This is a genomic window from Microcoleus sp. S13_B4 (assembly GCF_036700885.1).
Taxonomy (GTDB): domain Bacteria; phylum Cyanobacteriota; class Cyanobacteriia; order Cyanobacteriales; family Microcoleaceae; genus Microcoleus.
The window spans coordinates 1-1,467 of sequence record NZ_JAUBPU010000147.1 but is presented as its reverse complement, the minus strand read 5'-3'; the positions used below and the strand labels follow the sequence as shown (position 1 = coordinate 1,467).

The following is a 1,467-nucleotide window of genomic DNA, read 5'->3' as shown; positions in this document are numbered from 1 at the left end:
GCATAGCCAAGTCACAAGAATGGGCAGAAATAGCCTCACGGAAAAAAGTCATTACTGAACGAGCTTGAAAACGACAGGTTTGAATCACACTAAGTAGATCAGCCGTTTCCTCAAATCGTTTCATCGAACGAGAGCCGCCAGAAACTTTCCGCTTAGTTACAGCTAACCGTAGAGAACGTTCGGCTTTATTATTATCTGGAGGAACCGAGGGGTCAGAGAGAAAATACCACCATTGTTCTGCCTTATCCCGTAAGGATTTGAGTAACAAACCTGCGGTATAACCAACTTTGTTCAACCAAGTCTCCAAAGCAAGATTCAATCGTATTTTGAAATCCTGAGCCCATGAGTAGTATGTGAGTTGCTCCTTCGTCTTGCGCCACGACTCATGGGCGATAAAAGCTTCATCTATTAATGACAGAAATATTTGAGCGACTGCTGCATTATCATTGCCAGGAAGTACCAGCACTTTCTTAAAATGCCGTCGTAAATGGGCCAGACACTTCTGTTGAGCTGCGACTTTCACACCATTATAAACACTGAAATCATCTGAGATTAAGACTCCCGCAAATTCTTTGCCCAGCATGGTTTCTAGTTCCACGCGCCCCCTGGTATCTGCGGCATGAAATAAACAAAATCCTTCTCCACTAGCCGTCCATAGCCATTCTTTAACCCCCATCACACACCACGGCGTTTCATCTACATGAACGTTTGATTGTAGAGGGGCCCATTCCCACAGTGCTTTGATAGCTGGCTCTACTGCTACTGCTACTCGTTGATTGGTTTTTTGGAGTGTTCCTACGGACACTTCTATCCTGCCGAGTTCCCACAACAATTCAGTCAGCTTGTCGTAGGAAAGATGTCCATAATTCCCCAGCCAGACTAAGAGTGCTTGAAGATTAACGCTCAAGTCTTGTCCTGGAATTATTCCGCTTGGTGGTTCTCCTCTGACTACTGCACCACATTCGAGGCATTTACACGATTGTGTTTGATATTCAACAATTTCGATTGGTTTTGCTACTAGACTTGCTACTTGCTGTCTATGAATGTTAATTACTTCACTTAATTCTTTACTGCCACAATTGAGACAGATGTCGGGTGAGCTAATTTCGGTTCTGTCTACTCGTCCAAACCCTTTTCGGGTTTTCCCGGGATGACCTGGTTGTCCACCTGCTTTCTTTTTTTTGTCTGCTTCTGGTTGGACTGTTGGTTTCTCTGATTTTTGGATCAGATCCGTTGATGGGGGCTTTGATGAAGTCTGACTGGTGGTTCGACTTTTCCCCGTAGCAATGGCTAGTTTTTCTTGTAATTCTTCAATAATTTTTTGCAGCCCCAGTACCATTTCCACCAGTTCAGCTTGGCTCAACTGCTGGATTTCGGTTTTTTTCTGCTCTCTGGTGGCTGCGGGCTTTTTCATTCGTTTATTTTACCAGATGCCGCCACTGAAGTTTTTTTGACCTGAATCCTTAC

1 protein-coding gene is annotated in these 1,467 nt (G+C 44.3%); it reads right to left on the bottom strand.

Going from position 1 to position 1,467, the window contains the following annotated elements:
- Positions 1–1,414: IS66 family transposase (tnpC, locus tag QT994_RS27635; protein ID WP_333180322.1), on the bottom strand; the 1,414-nt coding region annotated here is incomplete at its 3' end.
- Between the last annotated feature and the right edge of the window lie 53 nt (positions 1,415–1,467).